The 23,318-nt window shown below is 35.9% G+C and carries 22 protein-coding genes, 1 pseudogene and 3 other annotated features; of the genes and pseudogenes, 17 read left to right on the plus strand and 6 right to left on the minus strand.

Going from position 1 to position 23,318, the window contains the following annotated elements:
- Positions 1–69: 69 nt before the first annotated feature.
- Positions 70–292 (plus strand) — a binding site (T-box leader).
- Positions 293–593: 301 nt separating this feature from the next.
- A complete protein-coding gene (locus ACHZK0_RS09070) occupies positions 594–1,931 on the plus strand; it encodes a sodium-dependent transporter (RefSeq protein ID WP_001088183.1) in 1,338 nt (445 codons plus the stop codon).
- A gap of 40 nt (positions 1,932–1,971) precedes the next feature.
- Here the strand turns inward: ACHZK0_RS09070 and ACHZK0_RS09075 are convergent, their stop codons facing one another.
- A complete protein-coding gene (locus tag ACHZK0_RS09075; protein ID WP_270606598.1) occupies positions 1,972–2,676 on the minus strand; it encodes a polysaccharide deacetylase family protein in 705 nt (234 codons plus the stop codon).
- Positions 2,677–3,001: 325 nt separating this feature from the next.
- Between ACHZK0_RS09075 and ACHZK0_RS09080 the strand changes: the two genes are divergently transcribed.
- The 5 genes from ACHZK0_RS09080 to ACHZK0_RS09100 all read left to right on the plus strand — a co-directional run bounded on the left by ACHZK0_RS09080 (position 3,002) and on the right by ACHZK0_RS09100 (position 6,311).
- Positions 3,002–3,265 (plus strand): CD3324 family protein, encoded by a 264-nt coding sequence (locus tag ACHZK0_RS09080; RefSeq protein WP_000878308.1) that lies wholly within the window; start codon positions 3,002–3,004, stop codon positions 3,263–3,265.
- 159 nt (positions 3,266–3,424) lie between these two features.
- On the plus strand, positions 3,425–4,111 hold the full coding sequence (locus tag ACHZK0_RS09085; protein WP_395761461.1) for a DUF421 domain-containing protein: 687 nt from the start codon (positions 3,425–3,427) through the stop codon (positions 4,109–4,111).
- A gap of 110 nt (positions 4,112–4,221) precedes the next feature.
- Entirely contained in the window at positions 4,222–4,863 is a 642-nt protein-coding gene (locus ACHZK0_RS09090; protein WP_270606595.1) for a FusB/FusC family EF-G-binding protein, read from the plus strand.
- A gap of 164 nt (positions 4,864–5,027) precedes the next feature.
- Positions 5,028–5,924: an RCC1 domain-containing protein gene (locus tag ACHZK0_RS09095; RefSeq protein WP_262740785.1), complete on the plus strand. Its 897-nt coding sequence runs from the start codon at positions 5,028–5,030 to the stop codon at positions 5,922–5,924.
- 186 nt (positions 5,925–6,110) lie between these two features.
- Entirely contained in the window at positions 6,111–6,311 is a 201-nt protein-coding gene (locus ACHZK0_RS09100; protein WP_395761462.1) for a hypothetical protein, read from the plus strand.
- Positions 6,312–6,477: 166 nt separating this feature from the next.
- Here the strand turns inward: ACHZK0_RS09100 and msrA are convergent, their stop codons facing one another.
- Positions 6,478–7,011 carry a peptide-methionine (S)-S-oxide reductase MsrA gene (msrA, locus tag ACHZK0_RS09105; protein WP_262740788.1) on the minus strand — a complete coding sequence of 178 codons (534 nt, stop codon included), beginning with the start codon at positions 7,009–7,011 and terminating at the stop codon, positions 6,478–6,480.
- A gap of 193 nt (positions 7,012–7,204) precedes the next feature.
- Positions 7,205–7,450: a binding site (T-box leader), on the plus strand.
- A gap of 66 nt (positions 7,451–7,516) precedes the next feature.
- Positions 7,517–7,757 (plus strand) — a binding site (T-box leader).
- A 152-nt stretch (positions 7,758–7,909) separates the two neighbouring features.
- Between msrA and ilvE the strand changes: the two genes are divergently transcribed.
- The 6 genes from ilvE (at position 7,910) to ilvA (ending at position 14,961) form a co-directional block, all read left to right on the plus strand.
- Positions 7,910–8,809, plus strand: coding sequence for a branched-chain-amino-acid transaminase (ilvE, locus tag ACHZK0_RS09110; protein ID WP_000528140.1), 900 nt, complete (start codon positions 7,910–7,912; stop codon positions 8,807–8,809).
- 22 nt (positions 8,810–8,831) lie between these two features.
- The gene (gene ilvB / locus ACHZK0_RS09115; RefSeq protein WP_395761463.1) at positions 8,832–10,547 is read left to right on the plus strand and encodes an acetolactate synthase large subunit; all 1,716 of its coding nucleotides are present in this window, start codon (positions 8,832–8,834) and stop codon (positions 10,545–10,547) included.
- Positions 10,544–10,780, plus strand: coding sequence for an ACT domain-containing protein (locus ACHZK0_RS09120; protein ID WP_395761464.1), 237 nt, complete (start codon positions 10,544–10,546; stop codon positions 10,778–10,780). The genes ilvB and ACHZK0_RS09120 overlap by 4 nt, the downstream gene beginning before the upstream one ends.
- Before the next feature lie 159 nt (positions 10,781–10,939).
- Positions 10,940–11,947, plus strand: coding sequence for a ketol-acid reductoisomerase (gene ilvC / locus ACHZK0_RS09125; protein ID WP_262740792.1), 1,008 nt, complete (start codon positions 10,940–10,942; stop codon positions 11,945–11,947).
- Between the two features lie 46 nt (positions 11,948–11,993).
- On the plus strand, positions 11,994–13,667 hold the full coding sequence (gene ilvD / locus ACHZK0_RS09130) for a dihydroxy-acid dehydratase (RefSeq protein WP_063263766.1): 1,674 nt from the start codon (positions 11,994–11,996) through the stop codon (positions 13,665–13,667).
- A gap of 31 nt (positions 13,668–13,698) precedes the next feature.
- Positions 13,699–14,961, plus strand: a complete 1,263-nt coding sequence (gene ilvA / locus ACHZK0_RS09135) for a threonine ammonia-lyase IlvA (protein WP_262740794.1) — start codon at positions 13,699–13,701, stop codon at positions 14,959–14,961.
- A 90-nt stretch (positions 14,962–15,051) separates the two neighbouring features.
- Here ilvA and ACHZK0_RS09140 read toward each other — a convergent pair whose 3' ends face one another.
- Positions 15,052–15,279 (minus strand): hypothetical protein, encoded by a 228-nt coding sequence (locus ACHZK0_RS09140; protein ID WP_073517977.1) that lies wholly within the window; start codon positions 15,277–15,279, stop codon positions 15,052–15,054.
- Positions 15,280–15,331: 52 nt separating this feature from the next.
- On the minus strand, positions 15,332–16,435 hold the full coding sequence (locus ACHZK0_RS09145) for a CapA family protein (protein WP_262740795.1): 1,104 nt from the start codon (positions 16,433–16,435) through the stop codon (positions 15,332–15,334).
- A gap of 212 nt (positions 16,436–16,647) precedes the next feature.
- On the opposite strand from ACHZK0_RS09145, the gene ACHZK0_RS09150 reads away from it, so the two are divergent.
- From ACHZK0_RS09150 to ACHZK0_RS09160, 3 genes and pseudogenes are all read left to right on the plus strand, one after another.
- A complete protein-coding gene (locus ACHZK0_RS09150; RefSeq protein WP_262740796.1) occupies positions 16,648–17,364 on the plus strand; it encodes a DUF554 domain-containing protein in 717 nt (238 codons plus the stop codon).
- Positions 17,365–17,382: 18 nt separating this feature from the next.
- Positions 17,383–18,234: pseudogene (locus tag ACHZK0_RS09155) on the plus strand (GNAT family N-acetyltransferase).
- 166 nt (positions 18,235–18,400) lie between these two features.
- A complete protein-coding gene (locus ACHZK0_RS09160) occupies positions 18,401–19,615 on the plus strand; it encodes a multidrug efflux MFS transporter (RefSeq protein WP_395761465.1) in 1,215 nt (404 codons plus the stop codon).
- 53 nt (positions 19,616–19,668) lie between these two features.
- On the opposite strand, the gene ACHZK0_RS09165 is transcribed toward ACHZK0_RS09160, so the two are convergent.
- Positions 19,669–20,430, minus strand: a complete 762-nt coding sequence (locus ACHZK0_RS09165) for a DODA-type extradiol aromatic ring-opening family dioxygenase (RefSeq protein WP_262740799.1) — start codon at positions 20,428–20,430, stop codon at positions 19,669–19,671.
- A 204-nt stretch (positions 20,431–20,634) separates the two neighbouring features.
- Between ACHZK0_RS09165 and ACHZK0_RS09170 the strand changes: the two genes are divergently transcribed.
- The gene (locus ACHZK0_RS09170; RefSeq protein ID WP_262740800.1) at positions 20,635–21,558 is read left to right on the plus strand and encodes an alpha/beta hydrolase; all 924 of its coding nucleotides are present in this window, start codon (positions 20,635–20,637) and stop codon (positions 21,556–21,558) included.
- Positions 21,559–21,613: 55 nt separating this feature from the next.
- Positions 21,614–22,219 carry a pentapeptide repeat-containing protein gene (locus ACHZK0_RS09175; protein ID WP_262740801.1) on the plus strand — a complete coding sequence of 202 codons (606 nt, stop codon included), beginning with the start codon at positions 21,614–21,616 and terminating at the stop codon, positions 22,217–22,219.
- Between the two features lie 53 nt (positions 22,220–22,272).
- Here ACHZK0_RS09175 and ACHZK0_RS09180 read toward each other — a convergent pair whose 3' ends face one another.
- The gene (locus ACHZK0_RS09180) at positions 22,273–23,253 is read right to left on the minus strand and encodes a serine hydrolase domain-containing protein (protein WP_270606588.1); all 981 of its coding nucleotides are present in this window, start codon (positions 23,251–23,253) and stop codon (positions 22,273–22,275) included.
- Between the last annotated feature and the right edge of the window lie 65 nt (positions 23,254–23,318).

The raw sequence follows: 23,318 nt of genomic DNA on the forward strand, positions 1-23,318 counted from the left end.
ATTCAAAATATAAGTTGACACTATTTTTAATGTGTGATAAAAATGATAGTAATCAATTCGGAAAATAATATTTGGGCAATGAAAGGGTATAGTAGTGAATATCTCCCTATTTCAGAGAGCTGATGGTTGGTGTGAATCAGTATATAGATTATTCATGAAGTTCGTCCTGGAGCATCTTTCATAAATCTCACATTATGAGGAAATGAAAGACGGTAGTTTATACCGTTATCAAATAAAGTGGTGAAGATTGTTTCACAACTAGGGTGGTACCGCGATATTTATCGTCCCTACGTATTTACGTAGGGACGTTTTTTATTTAGGTCCTAACTTTGTTGTGGCTTCATAACTAGGGTGGTACCGCGATAATTTATCGTCCCTACGTATTTGCGTAGGGGCTTTTTTTATTTAGGTCCTAACTTTGTTGTATCTTCATAACTAGGGTGGTACCGCGATATTTTTGTCGTCCCTACGTATTTACGTAGGGGCGTTTTTTATTAGTAGGGAGGAAGTGAACGTATTAGAAAAGAGTATGGATAGAACAATATAAATACCGAATTGTAACAAAGAAAAAGAGATAGAGAGGAGATTAATAAATGAATTCACAGCAATGGACATCGAAATTAGGTTTCGTATTAGCTGCAGCAGGTTCAGCGATTGGTCTAGGAGCGATTTGGAAGTTCCCGTATATGGCCGGAATTGGAGGGGGCGGCGCGTTCTTCCTTATTTTCATTGGTTTCACATTATTAATTGGTTTACCGCTATTATTAGCTGAATTCGTAATTGGAAGAAGTACACAAAAAGAGGCTGTTGATGCGTATAGAGAAATCGCACCAAAAACACTATGGCCATGGTTAGGGAAATTAGGAATTGTAACTTGTTTCATACTACTTTCTTTCTACAGTGTTGTAGGCGGATGGATTTTATTATACTTATGGAATGCAATTACAGGTAGACTATGGGAAGGAAATGGAGCATACGAAGCTACGTTTGGTGAAATCATTTCCAATCCGTATTTAGCAGTTGGATCACAGCTATTATTCATCCTTATTACTATTTTTATCGTAAGTAAAGGTGTACAAAATGGTGTTGAAAAAGTAAATAAATATTTCATGCCAGCACTATTCGTTTTATTCTTTGTTTTAATCGTTCGTGCACTTACGTTAGATGGTGCTGGAGAAGGAGTTCGTTTCTTCTTACAACCTGATTTCTCACATGTAACATCAGAAGTCATATTATATGCAATGGGGCAATCGTTCTTCTCGCTATCTGTCGGTGTAGCCGTTATGGTAACATATAGCTCATACTTACCGAAAGAAGAAAGTTTACCGCGTTCAGCATTTTCTATCGTGGCTTTAACATTAGTTATTACATTACTTGCAGGACTAGCGATTTTCCCAGTTGTGTTCGCATTTGGAATGGAACCATCTCAAGGGCCGGGACTATTATTTATCGTACTGCCAGCTATTTTCAGTAAAATGGCATTCGGAAAATTATTCTTCATCGTTTTCTTATTACTATTCTTCTTTGCGACTATTACTTCAGCAATTTCGATGTTAGAAATTAGCGTTGCATCTTTAACTGCAAAAGGTAAAGGGAAACGTGAAAAAATGGCATTAATCGTTGGATTATTAATCTTCGTTGTTGGAGTACCATCAGCACTATCATTCGGTATATTAAGTGATCTGAAGATTTTCGGAAAGACAGTCTTTGATTTAGCTGATTATGCAGTTAGTAACGTATTAATGCCACTTGGTGTTTTATTAGTTTCTATCTTTGTTCCTTTAAAAATGAAGAAAGATGTATTAATGAAAGAGCTTGGTGTAAGTAAAAATAAAGGCTATAAATTATTCGTATTATGGTTATTCTTACTTCGCTTCATCGCACCAATTGCGATTATTATCGTATTCTTAAATGTACTTGGCATTATTTAAACAAAAAGGTAGCGTATCATTGTATGATACGCTACCTTTCTTACTTTGTTCTTTTTTGTAGTTCGTTTACTGTTACGAACTGATAGCCCTTCTTAGATAATGAATCTAAAATACCTTCAATGGTCTGTAAATTTTCATTAGATTCATCATACATAGAGTGCAGTAAAATGATAGAACCTGGTTTTACGTTTTTAGTAACATATTCAATTTTATCAGCAGCAGACTTATAAAAGGTATCAGGTTCAAGGTCCCATGTAATTGTTTCGATATTGTTTTTATTTAAATAATAGGGCAGCCCAATTAGCTTTTTTCCGTTAGGTGGTCTAAAATCGATTGCGCCTGTAAATCCTGTTTGGCGGATTAATGAATTCGTTTTTTCTATTTCTTCTTTAATAAAAGAAGGTGTTTTAAAAACCATTCTGTTATGAGAATATGTATGGTTTCCAATTTGGTGTCCAGATTGTACGATATCTTCTCCTAACGATAGGTTTTTCTCTAATTCATTTCCGATTAAAAAGAAAGTAGCTTTTGCATTGTATGTATCTAGTAGCGGTAATATTTGTTTTACATTGTTAGTAGGGCCATCATCAAAAGTTAAAGCAATCACCTTTTCATTTGTTTCTACTCGATTTGTTAAGTCTCCAAATAATTGAAAGCTTCTTGCATTCATCAATTTGTATGTTCCGAATAAAGCTACAGTAATAATGAATATTGTAACGATTGTAATGATTTTTTTCTTCTTCATAACGCAACCTCACTATAGTTTTTGATTGGACTAAAAAGTATTATATCAAACTAAGTAATTTCATGCTTTAAAAAGGATGTGGATGCAAGGAGAAGGAATTTATCATATAATGTAATGAAAAAGGTATATTAGGAGGTGTTTACATGGCGATTATAATTCAATTGCCGGACACTGCAGCGTCTCATGCAAAGCCAAGTATGGAAATGGCGATACTTTGCGTGAGGTAGACAAGTAATATACAATCGCCTAAATGAGCTTGAATCATTTTTATATTTGGCTTTGCACCTTATTGAAATGAACCATAAAAAATAAGGGGCGAGCAGAAATGAAATACGTTAAAGCTGCGACGGTTTTACCAGAGAGTTTAATTACTGAAATTCAAAAGTATATACAAGGTGAAACAATTTACATTCCAAAACAAGAAACGAAACATTATAAATGGGGGACACGATCTGGAGGAAGAAAACAGTTAGATGAAAGAAACAAAGCCATTAAAGAAGCGTTTAAAAGTGGAATTGCTATTCATCAACTTGCAGAAGAGTATTTTCTTTCCGGAGAAACGATTAAAAAGATAGTGTATTCTAAATGAAGATAAAAGAGTCTAGTTCAAATATTATTTTGAACTAGACTCTTTTTGCTTTGTATGTATGGGATATATTGTGTATAAATGGACAAGATAATAGAAAAAATGTGCCGTTTTTTTACTAGAATATAGAGCATTTGAGTAAAAGCAGAAAGGTGAGCATATATGAATCATTTAGGACAAATAACGATAGAACTATTTTTTGGTTTTTTTGTGCTATTGATTGCTACTAAAATATTAGGGAAAACACAAATATCTCAGTTAACGCCATTTGATTTTATTTCTGCCATTGTTCTCGGAGAATTAGTCGGAAATACTATATATGATCCGGAAATAAAAGTATGGTCTATTTTATATGCAGTACTTGTATGGGTAGTGTTAATCTATTCAATAGAAGTGATAACACAAAAATTTAGAGGGACGAGAAGTTTTTTTGAAGGCTCCCCTTCTATCATTATCCGTAATGGAAAGATTGATCGGGAACAATTAAGTTCAAATCATTTGGATATTAATCAACTGCAACAAATGCTTAGGCAACAAAAAGATATATTTTCAATCCGAGAAGTTGAATATATGATTTTGGAACCTAACGGAAACATAAGCGTTCTGAAAAAAAGTAAATACGAATCTCCCACTATAAATGATTTAAGTTTAAAACATAAGCCTGTATACTTACCAATTTCATTAATCAGTGACGGGAAAGTAGTGAAAGATAATTTGAGGGAAGCGGGATTTGATGAAGGGTGGCTTTATAAACAAATAAAGCAAAAAGGAATTACTAAATTTGAAGACGTGTTATATGCGGAATGGAAAACAGATGATGGCTTCTTTTGTCAGGAAATCCAGCAGTAGAGAATAAGTGATGTATGTAATGTTTGTTTCTAAGTTATTTTTTACATATCAAAAAACGTAATCATTGTATACAATAAAACTAGATAAACAATTTGTATGGAGTGATAAAGATGGAAGCTTTTATTAGAAGTGATCAATACAATTTTATAAAATCACAAGCTTATATTTTAGCAAATGGGCACGCAACGGCAAATGATAGAGGTGTCATTCAAGCGTTAAAATCATTAGCGATTGAAAAGATAATACATGTATTTGAGAATTTAACGGATGAGCAGAAAGAGTTAATCGATACGGTATTAACAGTTCAAAATAGAGAAGATGCAGAATCGTTTTTAATGAAAATAAATCCGTATGTCATTCCGTTTCAGGAAGTTACAGCGCAAACATTAAAAAAACTATTTCCTAAAGCGAAAAAGTTAAAACTTCCTGATATGGAAGAAATAGATATGAAAGAAATATCTTATTTAAGCTGGATTGATAAAGGATCAAGCAGGAAGTTTATTATAGCGAAAAATGATAAAAATAAGTTTGTTGGTCTGCAAGGTACGTTCCAAAGTTTAAATAAAAAAAGCATTTGTTCATTATGTCATGGGCATGAAGAAGTAGGAATGTTTTTAGTTGAAATTAAAGGTGATGTACAAGGAACTTTCGTTAAAAAGGGAAACTATATTTGCAAAGATGGTGTAGCTTGTAATCAGAATATGAAATCACTTGATAAATTGAACGATTTTATTGAACGATTGAAGAAATAAAAAAGGAACCTCTAGTATTTAAACTGGAGGTTTTTATTTTTTGAAGAAGTAATAATAAGCTTCTTTTGTAGCTGTAATTTTATAAAAAAATTCATGCCATTTATAATGAAATTTGATAAAAATATCAATTTGGACATAGTTGCTTATATGCAAGGAGGTAAAACATGAATTACATTTCACTGAAAGAAGAGATGTTAAAAGTGAAACGGTGGCCTAAAGATACGATAGCGGCAGGTCGGGGGCATACAGTTGCTCTTAAATCAGATGGCACGGTAGTAGCAGTAGGGCGAAATAAAGAAGGAGAATGCAAAGTAAGCGGCTGGTATGAGATTGAAGCAGTCGCTGCGGGCAATGTTCATATGGCGACGAACACCGGTAACGCTCATACAATCGCTCTGAAATGTGATAATACTGTGGAAGCGGTGGGATGGAATAAGCATGATCAGTGTGATGTGAACGACTGGCATAATATTGTATCGGTTGCGGCAGGATGGCGTCGTACTATTGGTCTTAAACTAGACGGCACGGTAATAGCGGCCGGGCGAAATAAAGAAGGAGAATGCAATATAAGCAGCTGGAGAGATATTGTGGCGGTTACGGCGGGTGACTGGCATACAGTTGGTCTTAAATTGGATGGAACGGTGACGGCAGTAGGTAATAATCGATATGGTCAATGTAATGTAAGCGAATGGAGTGGTATTGGGGCGTTGGCAGCTGGTTATCTTCATACTGTTGGTTTGAAATCGGATGGCATAGTGATGGCCGTGGGGAATAATAAACATGGTCAATGTGATGTAAGCAGCTGGAAAGATATTGTGGCAATAGCGGCAGGGAGTAAGCATACCATTGCTCTTAAACCAGATGGTACTGTGGCGGCAGTAGGTTCGAATGGGTATGGCCAATGTAATGTAAGCGATTGGAACGATATTGTAGCGATAGCGGCGGGTTGTGCACATACGGTCGGCCTGAAATCAGACGGCACGGTGGTAGCAGTAGGTGATAATACATATGATCAATGCGACGTAAGTAGCTGGTGTAACATCCGATTGCCTGGCAAATAGTTAATTTACAATAAATCATTAGTAATATAATTCTATTTAAGGAGTAATTATGGAATAGGATATGTAGATAAGAGTCCCTTTTAAAAAGAGGTTCTTATTTTTTTCGTAAAATGAGTGTCAAAATGGAACTTTTTAAAGCAAAGTAGAAGATATAATTTATAAATAAAGCATAGGAGAGCTGAAGAAATGCTTAAAAAATTTTTGCTTTCTTTACCGGATGCTTTACTTGTATGCATTGTTATCTACTTAACATACACAACTACTCTTAGTTTTGGACAGATGTTAGTAATTTCAATTGCAATCGGAATTATTGGTGGTCTTGTTATAAGAATTTGTAAGGATGTATTCACGTATATAAGGTGGACAATTCAACAGAGGAAATCTTGAATATGTTGTATTGCTATTAGGGGGAGATGAAATGACTAAGAAAAAGAGTAGAGTGAAAAACGAGATAGCACTTTGGACATTAACAGCGGTTGTTCTCATCATTGCATGGTACTTTTTTCAAAGATAAAAATGCATCGTACTTAAAAGGTACGATGCATTTTTATTATTATTTTTTCCAATTTTCTTTTATAAAGTCTTCACGCCCAGATTCCTTTTGCTCAATAGCATATTTCTCTGGGTTCTTTTTATAGAAATGTTGATGGTATTCTTCAGCCTCATAAAAAGGTGCAGCCGCGCGAATTTCAGTTACGATTGGGTCTTTAAACATACCGCTTTCTGCAAGAGCTTGTTTTGATTTTTCAGCAAGCTCTTTTTGCGTTTCAGTATGATAAAAAATAGCAGTGCGATAAGATGGACCACGGTCAAAGAATTGTCCGCCATCATCAGTTGGATCGATTTGTGGCCAATATAAATCTAGTAATTTTTCATATGGAAAAATAGAAGGGTCGAATGTAATTTGTACAACTTCTAAATGACCAGATGTACCAGCTTTTACTTGTTCATATGTTGGGTTTTCTACATGACCACCTGCATAGCCAGAAAGTACTTTATGAATACCAGGAAGTTCATCAAATGGCTTTACCATGCACCAAAAGCAACCGCCTGCAAAGGTTGCGAGTTCGTATGTTTTTTCGGACATTGCTGTAATCCTCCTAAATATATATGTTTTATGTAGTATTATACAAAAAGTTTTATTGCGCAATAAAAAAGATTCGAAAATATATGTATTATTAAAAATATTTTCTGAAAATATGTTGACAATGAAAAGAACAACGTCCTATAATACGTTTAACAAATAAAAGTGAATTAAGAATTTTCTAACTTCATATGTTGCATATGCAAAGAAGAGGAAAGTAGATGGTTATGATCGTTTCAGAGAGCTGCTCCTAGGCTGTGAGAGTAGTAACAATCGAATCATTGAAGATCACCTCGGAGCATCGCTTGCGAAAGGGAAACTGAGTAGAGGGCGACGGCATCGTCTCCGGTAAAAGGACGGGGGTCTAATTGGACCTGCAAAGCTTATATTTCGTGAGAAATATAAGGAAGCTGAGTGGTACCGCGAAACTCTCGCCTCAGCAATCAAAGCTACTAAATTGTAGTAGTTGATTGCTGAGGCGAGAGTTTTTATTTTAAAAATAAAATAAGAGAATGCGTAGAAGCGGAGAGTAAATGATAAAAATTGTTTCAGAGAGCTGCCTACAAGCTGTGAGGGTAGTAACAATTTCATCATTGAAGATCACCACGGAGCACTACTTTTGAAAACTAGTAAAAAGTAGCGGAGTTGTTTCCGATAGAAAAACAAAAAGTCTAATTGGACTTGCAGAGCTTATATTTCGTGAGAAGTGTAAGGAAGCTGAGTGGTACCACGATTCCCTCGTCTCAGCAATGGATTGCTACAAGTATGTATGTAATCGATTGTTGAGACGAGTATATTTTTAAGATTTATATACTGAATATTCTGTTAAAAATACTCATCTCAGCAATCGATATAGAAATAGGTTGCAAAAATAGAGAGAAAAAAAGAGGAGCGATGTGAGATGGGAAACCAGTACATTTATATGAATGGGGAATTTGTAGAAAAAGAAAAGGCAGTTGTTTCAGTATATGATCACGGTTTTTTATACGGAGACGGTGTATTTGAAGGGATTCGTAGTTACGGTGGAAATGTATTTTGTTTAAAAGAACATGTAAAACGATTATATGAATCGGCAAAATCTATTTTACTTACAATCCCGCTGACGGTTGAAGAAATGGAAGAAGCAGTTTTACAAACATTGCAAAAAAATGAGTATGCAGATGCTTACATTCGGTTAATTGTTTCAAGAGGAAAAGGTGACTTAGGGCTCGATCCGAGAAGTTGTGTGAAACCGAGCGTTATTATCATTGCAGAACAATTAAAGTTATTCCCACAGGAATTTTACGATAATGGATTAAGCGTTGTATCTGTTGCATCAAGACGTAATACGCCAGATGCATTAGACCCACGTATTAAGTCAATGAACTATTTAAATAACGTACTTGTAAAAATTGAAGCGGCACAAGCTGGAGTGCTAGAAGCACTTATGTTAAATCAACAAGGATATGTTTGTGAAGGATCTGGAGATAATGTTTTCGTTGTGAAAGATGGAAAAGTGTTAACACCTCCTTCTTATTTAGGAGCGCTAGAAGGTATTACGAGAAATAGTGTGATTGAGCTATGTGAGCGACTTAATATTCGGTGTGAGGAAAGACCGTTTACTCGCCATGACGTATATGTAGCAGATGAAGTATTTTTAACGGGAACGGCAGCAGAATTAATTCCAGTTGTAAAAGTTGATTCAAGAGAAATTGGAGATGGGAAGCCAGGAAGTGTAACGAAACAATTGACAGAGGAATTTAAAAAGTTAACGAGAGAAAGAGGAGTACGTGTTCCAGGATTAGCGGAAAGCTTACTGTAGGTAGGGAGAGGAGTTAATTGAAATGGAGCAACAGTATACAACATGTGAGAAATTGCATTGTGAAGAAGTGACAGGAGCTGGACACGTTATTCAATGCTTGAAGAATTTAGGTGTAACGACTGTTTTCGGTTATCCAGGCGGAGCGATTTTGCCAGTGTATGATGCGTTATACGGAAGTGGTTTGAAGCACGTTTTAACTCGTCATGAACAAGCTGCCATTCATGCGGCAGAAGGATATGCGAGAGCTTCTGGAAAGGTCGGGGTAGTCTTTGCTACCTCTGGCCCAGGGGCGACAAATTTAGTTACAGGCTTAGCGGATGCTTATATGGATTCGATTCCTTTAGTTGTCATTACAGGGCAAGTTGCAACACCTCTCATCGGAAAAGACGGATTTCAAGAAGCGGATGTTGTCGGGATTACAGTACCTGTTACGAAGCATAATTATCAAGTTCGTGATGTGAATCATTTATCACGTATTGTACAAGAAGCTTTTTACATAGCCGAAAGCGGGCGACCAGGACCAGTATTAATTGATATTCCAAAAGATGTTCAAAATGAAAAGGTAACAAATTTTTATAATGAAGTAATTGAGATTCCAGGATACAAAATAGAGCCTATGCCAGACAGTATAAAGCTTAGAGAGGTGGCTAAAGAAATTTCAAAAGCTAAACGCCCACTTCTTTATATTGGAGGAGGTGTCATTCATTCGGGTGGATCTGATGAACTCATCAAATTTGCGAGGGAGAATCGTATTCCTGTCGTTTCCACTTTAATGGGACTTGGTGCATATCCGCCGGGAGATTCATTATTTTTAGGAATGCTCGGCATGCATGGAACGTATGCTGCAAACATGGCAGTAACAGAATGTGATCTACTACTTGCTTTAGGTGTTCGCTTTGATGATCGTGTAACAGGAAAATTAGAACTCTTTTCTCCGCATTCGAAAAAGGTACATATTGATATAGATTCTTCAGAGTTTCATAAAAATGTAACTGTGGAATATCCGGTTGTCGGTGATGTGAAAAAAGCGTTACACAAGCTGTTACATATGAAAATTTGTACACAAACAAAAGAATGGCTTACGAAAATCGAGGGATGGAAAGCTGAATACCCTCTTTCCTACAATCAAAAAGAGAGAGAGTTAAAACCACAACATGTTATTAGCCTAGTAAGTGAAGTAACGAATGGTGAAGCGATTGTTACGACAGAAGTAGGACAGCATCAAATGTGGGCTGCGCATTTTTATAAAGCGAAAAATCCACGGACTTTTCTAACATCTGGCGGACTAGGAACGATGGGGTTTGGTTTCCCGGCAGCAATTGGTGCCCAGCTTGCAAAAGAAGAAGAACTCGTCATTTGTATTGCAGGCGATGCTTCTTTTCAAATGAACATTCAAGAACTACAAACAATTGCTGAAAATAATATTCCTGTAAAAGTATTTATTATAAATAACAAATTTTTAGGGATGGTCAGGCAATGGCAAGAAATGTTTTATGAAAATCGTTTATCAGAGTCAAAAATCGGATCGCCAGATTTTGTGAAAGTGGCAGAAGCTTATGGAGTGAAGGGATTAAGAGCGACGAATTCAACCGAGGCGAAACAAGTGATGTTAGAAGCAATTGCTCATGAAGGTCCTGTCGTAGTTGATTTTTGTGTAGAAGAAGGTGAAAACGTATTTCCGATGGTTCCGCCAAACAAAGGGAATAACGAAATGATTATGAAGAGGTGGGAAGAATGAGTTATACTTTTTCACTCGTTATTCATAACGAGCCAAGCGTTTTATTACGTATAAGTGGAATTTTTGCTCGGCGTGGTTATTATATTTCTTCTTTACATTTAAACGAAAGAGATACTAGTGGCGTTTCTGAAATGAAACTCACAGCAGTTTGTACTGAAAATGAAGCGACATTACTTGTTGGTCAGTTGAAAAAATTAATTGATGTACTGCAAGTAAATAAAATGAAACTTTAATCATTGGGGGTTTTCTTACTCCCCCAATGATTATTAGTTGAACCAATCGGACTTTTATGGGCAGTTGATCCCCACCTAACTTCTTTGCTTTCGCTGAATTTTGAGGTGGGGGTCTTACTGCACATTAAAGCGGGATAAATTATAAGGAGTGTATGGAATATGAAAACGTATTATGAGAAAGATGCAAATTTAGAGTTATTACAAGGGAAAACAGTTGCGGTAATTGGCTATGGATCTCAAGGTCATGCGCAGGCACAAAATTTACGTGATTCTGGTGTGGAAGTTGTAGTTGGTGTTCGCCATGGTAAGTCTTTTGAAGTAGCAAAAGCAGATGGGTTTGAAGTAATGTCTGTTTCAGAAGCGGTTCGAACCGCGCAAGTTGTACAAATGTTATTGCCAGATGAACAGCAAGCACATGTGTATAAAGCAGAAGTAGAAGAGAATCTCCGTGAAGAGCAAATGTTACTTTTCTCACATGGATTTAATATTCACTTCGGACAAATTAAACCGCCAAGTTACGTAGATGTAGCGATGGTCGCACCAAAAAGTCCAGGTCATCTCGTTCGCCGTGTATTCCAAGAAGGAAATGGTGTTCCGGCATTAGTCGCAGTACATCAAGATGCTACGGGCACGGCATTACGTGTAGCGCTTGCGTATGCAAAAGGGGTAGGTTGTACACGTGCAGGTGTAATTGAAACGACATTCCAAGAAGAAACGGAGACAGACTTATTTGGAGAGCAAGCAGTGCTTTGCGGCGGGATAACTGCACTTGTGAAAGCTGGTTTTGAAACATTGACAGAAGGCGGATATCGTCCTGAAATTGCATACTTTGAATGTTTACATGAATTAAAGTTAATTGTTGATTTAATGTACGAAGGTGGTTTAACGAACATGCGCCATTCTATTTCAGATACGGCTGAGTTTGGAGATTATGTAACAGGATCGAGAATTGTTACAGATGAAACGAAGAAAGAAATGAAACGAGTACTTACAGAAATTCAGCAAGGTGAATTCGCGAAGAAATGGATTTTAGAAAACCAAGCTGGGCGTCCAACATATAATGCGATGAAAAAAGCAGAGCAAAATCATCAGTTAGAAAAAGTAGGGGCAGAGCTTCGTGAAATGATGAGCTGGATTCATGCACCGAAAGAATTAGTAAAGAAATAGAGTAAGTGATTGTAAGTGAAAAATACGTAAGAGGGGATTTGACAAGATGAGAAGCGACATGATTAAAAAAGGTTTTGATAAAGCGCCGCACCGTAGTTTATTAAAAGCAACTGGTTTGAAAGATGAAGATTTTGATAAACCGTTTATAGCTATCTGTAATTCTTTTATTGAAATTATTCCAGGTCATAAGCACTTAAATGAGTTTGGGAAACTTGTTAAAGAAGCGGTGCGTGCAGCAGGTATGGTTCCATTTGAATTTAATACAATTGGAGTAGATGACGGTATTGCGATGGGGCATATCGGTATGCGTTATTCGCTTCCGAGTCGTGAAATCATTGCAGATTCAGTAGAAACGGTTGTAAATGCACATTGGTTTGATGGCATGATTTGTATTCCAAACTGTGACAAAATCACACCTGGTATGATGATGGCCGCACTTCGTATTAACATTCCAACTGTATTTGTTTCAGGTGGTCCGATGGCGGCTGGAAAAACATCTAAAGGAGACGTTGTTGATTTAAGTTCTGTTTTCGAAGGGGTAGGAGCTTATCAATCTGGTAAAATTTCAGAAGAAGAATTAAAGGATATTGAAGATCATGGCTGTCCATCTTGTGGTTCTTGTTCCGGTATGTTTACAGCGAACTCTATGAACTGTTTATGTGAAGTGTTAGGTTTAGCTCTGCCTGGTAACGGAAGTATTTTAGCCATCGACCCAAGACGCGAAGAATTAATTAAACAAGCAGCAGAGAAATTAAAGATTTTAATTGAAAAAGATATTAAACCAAGAGACATCGTAACGGAAGAAGCAATTGATGATGCGTTCGCGCTTGATATGGCGATGGGCGGTTCAACAAATACAGTGTTGCACACATTGGCGCTCGCGCAAGAGGCTGGATTAGATTATGATATGAACCGTATTGATGCCGTTTCAAGACGTGTACCACATTTATGTAAAGTAAGCCCTGCTTCCAATTGGCATATGGAAGATATTGATCGAGCGGGCGGGATTAGTGCCATTTTGAAAGAGATGAGCCGAAAAGAAGGTGTGCTTCATTTAGATCGTATTACTGCTACTGGGCAAACGTTAAGAGAAAATATTGCTCATGCAGAGATTAAAGATAAGGAAGTGATTCATTCTCTCGAAAACCCTCATAGTGAAGAAGGGGGATTACGTATATTAAAAGGAAACCTTGCGAAAGATGGGGCAGTTATTAAAAGCGGAGCGACCGAAGTAAAACGATTTGAAGGACCTTGTGTTATTTTTAATTCACAAGATGAGGCGCTGGCGGGCATTATGCTTGGAAAAGTTAAGAAAGGAGATGTAGTTGTTATTCGCTATGAAGGACCAAGAGGCGGCCCTGGTATGCCGGAAATGTTGGCACCAACGTCAGCCATTGCCGGTATGGGATTAGGTGCAGATGTTGCGCTATTAACGGATGGACGTTTCTCGGGTGCTTCACGTGGTATTTCGGTAGGGCATATTTCACCAGAAGCAGCTGCAGGCGGAACGATTGCACTTCTTAAACAAGGGGATATCGTTTGTATCGATGTTGAGGAGAGATTGTTAGAAGTAAGAGTTAGTGATGAAGAATTAGATCAGCGTAAAAAAGAATGGAAACGACCAGAACCGAAAGTGAAAACTGGCTGGCTTGGACGTTATGCACAAATGGTAACATCGGCGAATACAGGTGCAGTCCTAAAAATCCCGAATTTCGATTGAGCCAATTTAAAAGAGATAAGGATGATATGAAATGGTGCAGAAGGTAAAGGAGAGAGTGAAAATTGAAGATATCTTAATGGCTCATAATTGCATGAAAGATATCGTTATTAAAACACCGTTACAACGTGATACAGTTTTATCTGAGAAATATGATTGTGACGTTTATGTAAAAAGAGAAGACTTACAATTGATTCGCTCTTTCAAAATTCGTGGTGCGTACAATTTGATTCAAAGTTTATCGGCAGAACAATTACAAAACGGCGTTGTTTGTGCAAGTGCTGGCAATCATGCACAAGGAGTTGCTTATACGTGTAATTTATTGAAGATTCCGTCAAAAATCTTCATGCCAACAACGACACCTAAACAAAAAGTATCGCAAGTACAATTTTTCGGTGGTGATTTTGCGGAAATTGTATTAGTTGGTGATACATTTGATAGCTCGTTCCAAGAAGCACAGCGCTATTGTGAGGAAAATAGAATGACGTTTGTTCATCCGTTTGATGATCCGTATGTTATTGCTGGTCAAGGAACAGTGGCAGTTGAAATTATGCATGATATGGAGAAATCGGTTGACTTTATTTTTACAGCAATCGGCGGTGGTGGATTAGCATCAGGTGTTGGTACATATGTTAAAGGTGTTAGTCCTGCTACAAAGGTCATTGGTGTAGAGCCAATGGGAGCTGCATCTATGAAAGAGGCTTTTCTTCAAAATGAAAATGTCGCATTAGAGAAAATAGATAGTTTTGTTGATGGGGCAGCTGTTAAAAAGGTAGGAAAGTTAACATTTGAAACTTGTAAAGATGTAATTGATGACATTGTTTTAGTACCAGAGGGAAAAGTTTGTACGACGATTTTAGAACTGTATAAGAAAAATGCAATTGTAGCTGAGCCTGCTGGTGCACTATCTATTGCAGCGCTTGACTTATATAGAGATGAAATAAAAGGTAAAACAGTTGTATGTACGCTAAGTGGTGGAAATAATGATATTGATAGAATGCAAGAAATGAAAGAACGTTCGCTCATTTATGAAGGACTAAAACATTACTTCATCATTGAATTCCCGCAGCGTTCTGGTGCGCTAAGAGAATTTCTGGATAAAGGATTAGGGCCAGAAGATGATATTACTCGCTTTGAATACATTAAGAAACATAATAAAGAAAATGGTCCAGCATTAGTCGGCGTAGAATTAAAACATAAAGAGGATTATGAGCAATTAATTACTCGTTTTAAAGAAAATAATATTCAATTTATGGAGCTTAATAAAAATCCTGTTTTGTTTGATTTGCTTATTTAATAGAAGGAAAGGGTTAGCATACAGTTGTAATTGAAATAAAAAAGATAGATACAAGTAGCAGAACAGCTACTTGTATCTATCTTTTTATAGTTAAACTACATATTTTCCATATTCAAGAAGGATAAAGCTAGTTAACCAAAAGAATATCGCAATACGAATGATTACATACATAGTAAATTCAAAGGTAGTAAGCTTTCGTTCACGTTTTATTTTTTTTAGAAGTCTAACAGAAAAAAATGAACATAAAAGTAGAACGGCTATAGATATTTTATAAATATTCTCTAACAAACTTACATTTTCTAATAAGTCTTTCAGCATGTTCATCACCTATTCTGTAAAGTATGTTACAGAGAAATAAATCTTGCGGTGTCTAGTTTCGTTTGTTTTTTATGTTCCCTGTATCATCAATTTCTACGTCAGTTGAAATTGTTTGTAAATATTGTAGAGCTTTTTTCTTTTCGTCCTCATTTACAGGGGAGATCTGGTTGTTGCGAATGATGTAAGGATTGAATGACATTTGGACATCCTTTCCTTTAAAAGTTAAAGTTAATACGCCAGTTTCGGCGCTTTTCCCGCTCACATAGCTTGGGAATAAAAAGTTTCCTAATGAGTAAGCGATAGGAACTTTATTATAATACTCAAATCCTTGAAGCCAATGTGGGTGACTTCCGACAATCGCGTCAGCTCCTGCTTCAACCATTTTAGGAACATATTGTTTTTGGTATTCTACCGGACGATTTGATTTTTCAACGCCCCAGTGCATATAGACGATTAAATAGTCTGCATCTTGCTTTTGTTCTTTAATTGTTTTTGTTACGAGATTTAAATCATATCCGTTCGCAACACCAGATTTATTGTCACCAGCTACCCAATTCGTATCAGGCATAAATCGAACGAAGGAAAGAAATTTGAACTTTTTCCCTTTTACGGTCATTTCACGTGCTGTATATGCATCTTTTGCATTTTTTCCGGCTCCAATGTAAGGGAACTTTAATTTTTCTACGTGAGAAATCGTGTCTAATAATCCATCTTGCCCATAATCAAGTGTATGGTTATTTCCGATATTTACGATGTCATATCCAGTGTTTTTTATCGCTTGTAGTGTGGATGGATCACTTTTAATCCAAAAAAGTTGTCCAGGAGCTTTCTTTTCTCTCGTTGTAAATGCTGACTCTAAATTAACGAAAGAAATATCAGCCTTTGTTATTTCTTCTTTTACATGTTGGAATGGATAATCAGCCCCGTTTTTTTCGATTACAGGACGTAATTGCCAATCGAACATTGTATCACCAGAGAAGGTGAGTGTGATTTCCGGATCTTCTATTTTCTTTTCACTTGTTGAAACGGTTTTACTAGATTTGTTTTGCAAATCGGATTTGTCTTTCGCTTTTGAAGTAAAAGAGTAGTTAACTAATAAAACAATTGGTGTAATGCAAAAGGCTATTAACAGAAATCGTTTTAGTAAAGTTTTCATAAATACCTTCCCTTTTGAGTTTATACCGCAATTTGTAGGCAGTAAAACTCGCACTAGTTAAAGTTTCACTGTATAACTACAAAAAGTTGCGGTTTATGTAGTGAAAAACATTTGTTAATATTCTCAATATTAAGTTAACATATAGATAACCTGTAAATCAATGAATAAACCAAAATATAGAAATAAAGAATTCGAAGGGTGAAGAATGAGAAATGGTTATATTAGGAGCAGTTGTAAATGGGGTTTGTATTATATTTGGTACTTTACTAGGTAAATTATTTAGTAGAATTCCAGAAAGTATGAAGGGAACAATTATGCATGCAATCGGTTTAGCGGTTACTGTGCTTGGACTTCAAATGGCATTGAAAAGTGAAAATTTTCTTGTTGTCATACTAAGTCTTGTAATTGGTACCGTCATCGGGGAATGGCTACAATTAGAGGAAAAGTTAAAACAGTTAGGAGATTGGCTAGAAAATAAAGTTGGATCGAAAGGGAAAGGGAGCATATCAGAAGGTTTTGTAACAGCTACTTTAATTTTTGCCATTGGTGCGATGGGGATACTTGGTGCACTCGACAGCGGGATTCGCGGAAATCATGATATTTTATTTACAAAGGCGATTATCGATGGATTTATTTCTATTATATTAACGACAACTTTAGGAATTGGTGTAGTGTTTTCAGCAATTCCAGTTATTTTATACGAAGGCGGTATTGCGGTTTTTGCAACACAAATTAATAGTTTAGTCCCGAAAACATTAATGAATCAATTTATAGTGGAAATGACTGCTACAGGTGGTATTATGATAGCCGCTATTGGATTAAATTTACTAGGTATTATTAAAATTAAGGTGGCAAATTTACTGCCAGGTATATTGGTAGTTGGTATAATTGTTTCACTTATTTACGGTTACGGTTTAATAGTAAAGTAATAGGAGATGAAGGTACATATGGAGGAATTTCAATTTACAAAACGCATTCATAACATATTGAATATTGCTGCCGAAGAGGCAGAAAGTAATATTATTCAACCAGTTCATCTGTTTATCGGTATGTGTAAAGAAAGTACGGGAGTATGCAGTGAGTTGTAAATGTATTTGTTTCGTAACGTGGGTACGGATTTTTTAGAAAAACTTTCATTACGAAAACAAGATGATTTGACGGGTCAAGAGTATGAAAAAATAGGACAATATAAGGTATCTTATAAGGTGCTAGAAATTTTACAAATAGCGAAGAAACGTATGGAGCGTTTTCAGCAAGTAATAATAAATGAAGGGCATGTGATGTATGCACTATTTCGCACGGATACGTTTATTGAAAATCTACAAATACAAAAAGATATATTACGTATTATAGCTGAGCCAAGAGATTTAGCGGTCGATCTAAAATGTTTTGTTCCTACTTATGAAGATATACCTTGTACTGTTAGAAAGGCTAACCTTTCTGATTTTGAAAAATTAGCAAGTTTTGTTAATGAGGAATTTGGTGAACGTTGGTTACGTTCAATAGAATATGGATTTCGTACATATAAAGAAAATTTACCTATTTATATAGCAGAAAGAGAAGAAGTGATAGTAGGTTTCGCTTGTTATGATGTAGTGAGAGGAAAGAAAGGATTGTTTGGTCCAATGGGGACAGCAAAGCAAAATCGTGTGAAAGGTGTAGGGAGGCAATTGTTACATCGTTGTTTACATAGTATGAAGCAAGATGGATATGAATATGCCATTATTGGACAATCAGGTCCGATTGAATTTTATGAGCGAAATTGTAATGCTCGTTTAATACCGATAGAGAATAAGTAACCAACTTCATATAGGGAGTTGGTTTTTTTATGAAAAAGATGTAGAGATGTAGTGATTTTTACTAGAAAATAGCGGGTTTTGTAGTAGATATTACAAATAAAGCAAATTACTAAACTTTTTACAAGAAAGGGTGTAGAATGGGTATCTAAAGAAAGAAGGTGTGAAAATGGCCAGCTGGAAACGAAATTTGATGATTTGTTGGCTAGGTTGTTTTACCACTGCAGCCGGTATGAGTTTAGTAATTCCTTTTTTATCTTTTTATATTGAGGAATTAGGAGTAACTGGCACTTCAAGTATTGCACAGTGGTCGGGACTTGCATTTGGTATAACATTTTTAATGGGTGCGATCGTATCACCAATATGGGGAAAACTTGGTGATATACATGGACGGAAATTGATGCTGATTCGTGCGAGCCTTGGTATGGCGATTATTATGACGCTTATGGGATTTGTAACGGATGTGTATCAACTAGTCGCACTAAGATTTTTGATGGGAGCAGTATCTGGTTTCCTTTCAACGGCGATGACATTTATTGCGGCAGAAACTCCGAAAGAACATTCAGGTTGGGCAATCTCCACAATTTCAACAGGTGGCGTGAGCGGTTCTTTACTTGGCCCATTACTTGGTGGTTATTTGTCAGAGTTAATTGGAATGCGCCATGTTTTTCTTGTTACAGGAGCTTTTTTATTCCTTTCTTTTCTCATCGTTTTTTTCTTCCTACATGAAGAGAATCACTCCGCTCAAGCAAAAAAAGTACAAACGAAAAAAGTATGGACGATGGTTCCAGCGAAGCATTTAATTATTAGTTTGTTTGTAACAACATTTATTATTCAACTTGCAAACATGTCAATTCAACCTATTATTACATTGTATGTAAAGAATTTAGAAGGCCCAGGAACAGCTCATATTGAAATGATTGCAGGCGCAGTTATGTCAGCGACAGGGTTAGCGGTTATTTTGGCAGCACCAAGACTAGGAAGATTATCAGATCAAATCGGTCCTCAAAAAACGTTAGTTGTAGCGTTGTTTGGTGCAGGAATTATTTTTATCCCGCAAGCATTTGTAACCTCAGCTTGGCAACTATTAATTCTTCGATTTTTATTAGGTATCGCACAAGCAGGATTATTACCTTCCGTACAAACTCTACTAAAACAACATACACCAACCCATGTAACGGGACGAATATTTGGATATAATCAATCGTTTCAGTTTCTAGGGAATATGATTGGACCAGTACTTGGTGGACAAATTGCAGCACATGCGGGCTTCCAATATGTTTTCTTCTCTACTTCATCATTACTATTTATTGCGTGCATTTGGGTTTATTTTCATAATAAGAACGAAGAGGTATCAGAGAAACGACATTTGGAAGTTAGTTAACTAAGTGAATGAAAAAGGAAAAGGATGAAGCAACGATTGCTTCATCCTTTTCTTTAAAATTGAAGACAAAGATAGCTTAAGGTACCAAGCTCGTAACTGCGGTGAATGATTTCACCGTTATTTTCACCGCTTCCCATAGCGATAAATAGAGGAACAAAATGCTCTGCTCTTGGTACTGCTAATTGTGCATGAGGGGCGTTGTTCTCCCAATTAAATAATGCATCTTTATCAGTAGTCTGCATATGTTTAATAATCCAATCATCAAATTCAATTGCCCATTGTTCGGGTGTCGTTTGATTCCATTTCAAAGCTCGTAAGTTATGAACGGTAACACCGCTACCGATTATTAAAACATCTTCTTGTCCAAGTCCTTTAAGCGCTTCTCCAATCTTAAATTGCTCTTTTGCAGGAAGGAATGGATTGACTGAAATTTGGACGACAGGAATATTTGCTTCTGGATACATGCGGTGCAAGAGTGTCCATGAGCCATGATCTAAACCTCTCGTCATATTATGATGGACTGGAATACCTTTGTTTTTAAATTTTGTTTCTAACATAGATGCAATGTTAGAAGAACCTTTCGCACGATATTTGATTTCGTATAACTCAGGAGGAAAACCTCCAAAATCATAAATTGTTTCATATTCGTTATCTGATGAAGAAATCGTTAATACTTCACTTTCCCAGTGAGCAGTGAAAATAACAATTGCTTTTGGTTTATATGTTTCTCCAAGTGTTTTTAAAAAACTTGTATAGTCTGTATCTTGAATAGCAAGCATCGGTGATCCATGTGCTAAAAATAATGATGGCATCATAATAGAAACCTCCCCAAAATATAATAATTACTTTATGTAAGTAACTATATAATTTTATTTTTCGTTCGTCAATATATTAGTTTAAGAGCTAATTGGAAAAGTGAGTCATTTGTCATAATGAAGGCAATTGCATATAATACATAATAAGAATAATGAATAGATATTCATTTTTTGATATACATAATAGAGTTGGGGGCTGACGAAATGAACGTACAGGAAAGTTTCGTTACGGCATTGGATGGATCGGAAATTTATTTACGTAAGTGGCTACCAGAAAGAGATCCGCGAGGGATTATTCAAATTGCACATGGTATGACAGAACATGCAGGTGTTTATACAGACTTTATTGCTGCGTTATTAAAAGCAGGGTATGGTGTTTATGCACATGATCATAAAGGTCATGGGAAAACTGTGAAAAGAGAAGAAGATTATGGTCATTTTAAACCAAATGTAGGTTGGAATGAGGCTGTGTCTGATGTCATTTTTGTATCAGAAACGATAAGAAAAGAGCAAACATGCCCGTTATTTTTACTTGGCCATAGTATGGGTTCTTTTTTATCAAGACGTGCTGTACAACTGAAAGGTGAATTATATGATGGATTCCTTATTTCAGGAACTGGTGGAAATCCAGGGCTATTAGGAAGTATCGGTCATAAAGTAGCGACAATTGAGATGAAATTACGCGGGGAAAAAACGAAAAGTCCGATGTTAAACTTTTTATCTTTCGGAAACTTCAATACACATTTTAAACCAAATCGTACAAAATTTGATTGGTTATCTTCAGATAATAATCAAGTTGATAAATATATTGCGGATCCGTTATGTGGATTCATTTGTACGACGAGTTTTTATCGAGAATTATTTTCTGGTGTACTAGAAGTAAATAAACTAGAAGAGTTCAAGAAAACACCGAAAAACCTTCCAATACATATTTTTTCAGGAGATCGTGATCCTGTTGGGGATATGGGGAAAGGTGTAAAAGAAGTATATGAAAACTATAAAAAATGTGAAGTGAAAGATGTAACGCTGCGTTTATATGAAAATGGCAGACATGAAATGTTCCATGAAGTAAATAAAGATGAAGTATTTCAAGATTTGATTTCTTGGTTAGATAAGCATATTGTATGAGAAGAAACCTCACTTTTTTGAAGTGAGGTTTCTTTAAGGAGATGGAGGAGTAGTTATGAGTGAATTTGTAAATAAAGAATATGTAGAAATAGATTTTCAAGATGTTTTGATTAAAGAAGAGGAATTGAAAAATTGTACGTTCATAAAATGCCGTTTTAGAGGGATAGATGCATCGGAAGTTTCTACAAAAAATTGTAATTTCATAGAATGTGATTTTACCGGTGCTCTTTTTAACGCTTCTATCCATAAAGGAACTACATTTGCGAATTGTAAGTTTGTTGGTGCGAATTTATTCGTATCGAAGTTTGAAGAATGTAAAATGACTGGCTCTGATTTTGAAGAAGCAAATTTAGACGGAATAACTATCATATCGGGTGATTGGTCATATACGAATTTAAGGTTTGCGAACTTAAGTAAACAAATGTTAAAAGGTATACGTTTAATTGAAGCTGACCTATATGAATGTAATTTAGAAAAAGCAGATTTACGTGAAGCGGATTTAACGGGTGCACAATTAGGTAAGGCGAAACTTAGCGGTGCAAATTTAAAAGGAGCGATAGTTGATAGAATTGACTTTACAAGTTTTAATTTAAAAAATGTAAAATTAGATGTAGCGCAGGCAGTTGCAGTAGCAAGATGTTATGGGGCTAAGGTGAACTAAATTGTTTGAAAAACCGTTCAAAATGCTGAACGGTTTTTCAAATCATAATAGATTTAAAAATTATTTTCTATATAAGAAGCTATTTCGTTAGCAAGAGTCGATGTTAATAGTGTGGATACATTGCTTAAAATGATGATTGTAGCCTCTTTGTCAATTAATCGTAAATAGGAGGACGTAAAGCCGTTAATTCCTCCGTGATGAAATATAAGTTTATTATTTTTCTCAGTCATAGCAATATTCCAACCGTAACCATATCCGTAAGATTCTGCAGTAAGCATACGAGATGTCATTCTACTTGATAATAAGCGATTTTCTTTTAGCGCCTTATCAAATCTATATAAATCTTCGGCTGTAGAAACTAATCCACCGGCTGAATATGAATTAGACATATGAATAAATGATGCGTTCTGTAGGCCATGGTTTGGATGTAACTCATAACCAGTTGCTTTATGTTTTTGAATCATATGATTCAAATCAACGCCTGTGTTTATTATAGAGAGTGGATAGAAAATTCTCTTTTTAAGAAATTCCTCATAAGACATTCCGCTTATAACTTCAATAATTTTTCCTAATATAATATAACCTGAATTCGAATAATTGAATTTTTCACCAGGGCTAGATTCAAAGGGACATGCGATAACCCATTGTATTAGTTCATCTGGTGTTCGAGGTTGACAAGCTTGCAATAAAAAGTCATGTTGAGCCGTAATATTACCGACTCCAGCAGTATGATTTAGTAAATGCTTTATCATAATTTGATTTCCTTTTGGGAAATCGGGAATGAATTGATCTAAAGTATCATGTAGCTGTAATTTTTCCTCTTCCACAAGCATAAAAATTGAAACTGCTGTGAAGATTTTAGTTATTGATCCAATACGAAACTTCGTTGTAGATGTATTAGGTATGTCCCAATTATAATTAGCTTTTCCAAATGACTGATTATAAAGAGTCTCTTCTTTATGAGCTATTAAAATTGTCCCATTGAAGTTTTCTGTATTTTTATATAAAAATGAATTGATATATGAGTTTAACAAATTTCAGGCACTCCTTTAAATGTTGGAATATTCGTTACCTGAAATGGAATCCAACGGCATAGGCA

It is taken from the genome of Bacillus sp. 3G2 (assembly GCF_044324725.1).
GTDB classification, from domain to species: Bacteria; Bacillota; Bacilli; order Bacillales; family Bacillaceae_G; genus Bacillus_A; species Bacillus_A mobilis.

Excerpts from the sequence above, each read along its gene's own strand:
- ACHZK0_RS09070 (WP_001088183.1), top strand. The coding sequence starts at position 594 with ATGAATTCACAGCAATGGACATCGAAATTAGGTTTCGTATTAGCTGCA.
- ACHZK0_RS09075 (WP_270606598.1), bottom strand. The coding sequence starts at position 2,676 with ATGAAGAAGAAAAAAATCATTACAATCGTTACAATATTCATTATTACT.
- ACHZK0_RS09080 (WP_000878308.1), top strand. The coding sequence starts at position 3,002 with ATGAAATACGTTAAAGCTGCGACGGTTTTACCAGAGAGTTTAATTACT.
- ACHZK0_RS09085 (WP_395761461.1), top strand. The coding sequence starts at position 3,425 with ATGAATCATTTAGGACAAATAACGATAGAACTATTTTTTGGTTTTTTT.
- ACHZK0_RS09090 (WP_270606595.1), top strand. The coding sequence starts at position 4,222 with ATGGAAGCTTTTATTAGAAGTGATCAATACAATTTTATAAAATCACAA.
- ACHZK0_RS09095 (WP_262740785.1), top strand. The coding sequence starts at position 5,028 with ATGAATTACATTTCACTGAAAGAAGAGATGTTAAAAGTGAAACGGTGG.
- ACHZK0_RS09100 (WP_395761462.1), top strand. The coding sequence starts at position 6,111 with ATGCTTAAAAAATTTTTGCTTTCTTTACCGGATGCTTTACTTGTATGC.
- msrA (WP_262740788.1), bottom strand. The coding sequence starts at position 7,011 with ATGTCCGAAAAAACATACGAACTCGCAACCTTTGCAGGCGGTTGCTTT.
- ilvE (WP_000528140.1), top strand. The coding sequence starts at position 7,910 with ATGGGAAACCAGTACATTTATATGAATGGGGAATTTGTAGAAAAAGAA.
- ilvB (WP_395761463.1), top strand. The coding sequence starts at position 8,832 with ATGGAGCAACAGTATACAACATGTGAGAAATTGCATTGTGAAGAAGTG.
- ACHZK0_RS09120 (WP_395761464.1), top strand. The coding sequence starts at position 10,544 with ATGAGTTATACTTTTTCACTCGTTATTCATAACGAGCCAAGCGTTTTA.
- ilvC (WP_262740792.1), top strand. The coding sequence starts at position 10,940 with ATGAAAACGTATTATGAGAAAGATGCAAATTTAGAGTTATTACAAGGG.
- ilvD (WP_063263766.1), top strand. The coding sequence starts at position 11,994 with ATGAGAAGCGACATGATTAAAAAAGGTTTTGATAAAGCGCCGCACCGT.
- ilvA (WP_262740794.1), top strand. The coding sequence starts at position 13,699 with ATGGTGCAGAAGGTAAAGGAGAGAGTGAAAATTGAAGATATCTTAATG.
- ACHZK0_RS09140 (WP_073517977.1), bottom strand. The coding sequence starts at position 15,279 with ATGCTGAAAGACTTATTAGAAAATGTAAGTTTGTTAGAGAATATTTAT.
- ACHZK0_RS09145 (WP_262740795.1), bottom strand. The coding sequence starts at position 16,435 with ATGAAAACTTTACTAAAACGATTTCTGTTAATAGCCTTTTGCATTACA.
- ACHZK0_RS09150 (WP_262740796.1), top strand. The coding sequence starts at position 16,648 with ATGGTTATATTAGGAGCAGTTGTAAATGGGGTTTGTATTATATTTGGT.
- ACHZK0_RS09160 (WP_395761465.1), top strand. The coding sequence starts at position 18,401 with ATGGCCAGCTGGAAACGAAATTTGATGATTTGTTGGCTAGGTTGTTTT.
- ACHZK0_RS09165 (WP_262740799.1), bottom strand. The coding sequence starts at position 20,430 with ATGATGCCATCATTATTTTTAGCACATGGATCACCGATGCTTGCTATT.
- ACHZK0_RS09170 (WP_262740800.1), top strand. The coding sequence starts at position 20,635 with ATGAACGTACAGGAAAGTTTCGTTACGGCATTGGATGGATCGGAAATT.
- ACHZK0_RS09175 (WP_262740801.1), top strand. The coding sequence starts at position 21,614 with ATGAGTGAATTTGTAAATAAAGAATATGTAGAAATAGATTTTCAAGAT.